We start from the raw sequence: 2,488 nt of genomic DNA, 5'->3' as shown, positions 1-2,488 counted from the left end.
TCCGCCGGTAGAGAGGGTCCCCGGTGGCGGCGCCGAAGAGCACCCCGTCGACGCCGAGCGCCGCGCAGTTGCGGAAGATCGCCCCGAGGTTCTCGGGGTCGTTGACGCCCTCGAGCACCACGAGGGTCCGGGCACCGCCCACGACGGCGTCGACCTCGAGCGGCGTCGGCCGGTCGGCGGCGGCGAGGATGCCGCGGCTGGACCGGAACCCGATCACCTCGCTGAGCACGTCCTTGGTGGTGCGCAGGTACACGGCACCCCCGGCGCGCTCGTCGGCGTCCCAGCCCTCGGCGGCCGCCTCACGCCGCAGTTGCCGCAGGCGCGCGTCGGTCCCCAGCAGGACGTGCGGGCGGAACCGGGACAGCAGCATCCGACCCACCACGTAGGTACCCTCCGCGATCACCAGGCCCCTGCCGCCCGGCAGGTCGGGGCGACGGTCGGAGTGGTTGAGGTCGCGCAGATCGTCCAACCTGGGATCGGCGGGATCGGAGACGTCGACGACGAGCACTGCCCGCGCCGCTCAGGCCAGCAGGTCGGTGATGGGCCCGATCGCGAAGAACACGAGGAACGCCGCCGCGACCACCCACAGCAGCGGGTGCACGGACCGGGCCTTGCCGGTGGCGGTGGCCATCACGACCCAGGCCACGAACCCGATGCCGATGCCGTTGGCGATCGAGTAGGTGAACGGCATGGTGACGATCGTGAGGAAGGCCGGGAGCGCGATCGCGAAGCGCGTGAAGTCGATGTTGACGATCTGCGACATCATGAGTGCGCCGACCACCACGAGCGCGGGGGCCGCCGCCTCCACCGGGACGACCTCGTACAGCGGGGTGAAGAACATCGCGACGAGGAAGAGGGCACCGGTGACGATGTTCGCCAGGCCGGTGCGGGCGCCCTCGGCGATACCTGTGGCCGACTCGAGGAAGACCGTGTTGGACGACGACGAGGTGAAGCCACCCGCCACGGCACCGACGCCCTCGACCACGAGCGCGGTCTTCATGTTGGGCAGATTGCCCTTCTCGTCCATGAGCCCGGCCTCCTTGCCCAGCCCCGTGAAGGTGCCCATGGCGTCGAAGAAGTTGGCGAGCAGCAGGGTGAAGACGAACAGGCTGGCCGCCAGCGGACCGATCCGGACGAACGCGCCGAAGAGATCCACCTGCCCGATGAGGGACAGGTTGGGCAGCCCACCCAGGGTCTCGGGGATCCCCGGGACCGCGAGGTTCCACCCGGTGGGCGAGGGCTCACCGTCGACGAAGGACGGTCCGGCGTTCGCGACGGCCTCGACGATGATGGCCACGACGGTGGTGACCACGATGCCGATGAAGATGCCGCCGCGCACCTGCCGGGCCACGAGCACACCGCACAGCAGGAGCCCGAAGGCGAACACGGCGGTGGGCCACGAGGCGATCGACCCCTCGATCCCCAGTCCCACCGGGACCGTGGTGCCCGCGGCGTCGGGGAGTCGACGCACGAAACCGGAGTCGACGAAGCCGACCATGGCGATGAACAACCCGATGCCCACGGCGATCGCGGCCTTGAGGTCCGAGGGGATGGCGTCGAAGACGGCCTTGCGGAACCCGCTCACCGCCAGGATGACGATGATGATGCCCACGATGACGATCAGCCCCATGGCCTCGGCCCACGTGACCTGCCTGGCGATGGTGACCGCGACGAGGGAGTTGATCCCCAGGCCGGTCGCGAAGGCGAACGGGTAGCGGGCGATCGCGCCGAACGCCACCGTCATCACCCCCGCGGTGAAGGCGGTGACGGCGGCGATCTCGATGATCGACAGCTGGTTGCCCTCGACGTCGACACCCGAACCGAGGATCAGCGGGTTGAGCACGATGATGTAGGCCATCGCGAAGAAGCTGACCAACCCGCCGCGCACCTCGCGGGCCACCGTCGAACCGCGCTCACTGATCTTGAAGTACCGGTCGACGGCCCCGATCCGTACGGGGGACCGCGACGGGGCCCCGGCGCTCTGCGACATCTGGAGACCTTCCTGGCGGTGGGTGAGGAACCGTCATAGAGTAACCGGCCCCCCGCCTGCGGTAGCGTCGCGGTCATGACGGACAGCCCGGCAGAGCCGCAGGTGCCCCGGATCCCGGCCTACCTGCTGGACCCGCGGCCCGTCGTCCTCATCGGGACCCTCGCGTGGACGATCGCCCTCCTGGCCATGATGCTCATGGACGAGGTCGACATGCGAGCGGTGATCCTCTGCGCCGTGGGTGTGGGCGTGGGTGCGGTCGGCACACTCGTCTACGCGCTCCAGCGGCGTGCCGTCCTGCGCGGCAGTGCGGGCGCACAGGGCGGTCTCGACTTCGACCGCATCTGAGCTGTCGGCACCTGAGATGCCTGCGGGATCAGTCCTGACCGGCGGCGGGGGCCGGCGGGATCAGGGCTGGTCGGGACCGCCCGCCGGACCGGCCTGCCCCACCTCGTCGCCCTGCCCCACCTCGTCGCCCTGCTCAGCCGCCCCCCGCGCCCG

The 2,488-nt window shown here is 70.5% G+C and carries 3 protein-coding genes; 1 reads left to right on the top strand and 2 read right to left on the bottom strand.

Annotation, left to right across the window (positions count from 1 at the left end; translation table 11 throughout):
- Both G6017_RS07015 and G6017_RS07010 read right to left on the bottom strand, forming a co-directional pair.
- Positions 1-508 (bottom strand): TrmH family RNA methyltransferase (locus G6017_RS07015; RefSeq protein ID WP_347237959.1); only part of this gene is annotated, 508 nt, incomplete at its 3' end.
- 12 nt (positions 509-520) lie between these two features.
- Complete coding sequence (locus tag G6017_RS07010; RefSeq protein WP_182616650.1) at positions 521-1,990, bottom strand: NCS2 family permease; 1,470 nt, start codon at positions 1,988-1,990, stop codon at positions 521-523.
- Between the two features lie 75 nt (positions 1,991-2,065).
- Here G6017_RS07010 and G6017_RS07005 point away from each other — a divergent pair, with 75 nt between their 5' ends.
- Complete coding sequence (locus tag G6017_RS07005; protein WP_179524663.1) at positions 2,066-2,335, top strand: DUF2530 domain-containing protein; 270 nt, start codon at positions 2,066-2,068, stop codon at positions 2,333-2,335.
- Positions 2,336-2,488: the final 153 nt, after the last annotated feature.

The organism is Dietzia sp. B44 (assembly GCF_014145245.1).
GTDB classification, from domain to species: Bacteria; Actinomycetota; Actinomycetes; order Mycobacteriales; family Mycobacteriaceae; genus Dietzia; species Dietzia natronolimnaea.
This window is presented reverse-complemented; position numbering and strand designations above follow the sequence as displayed.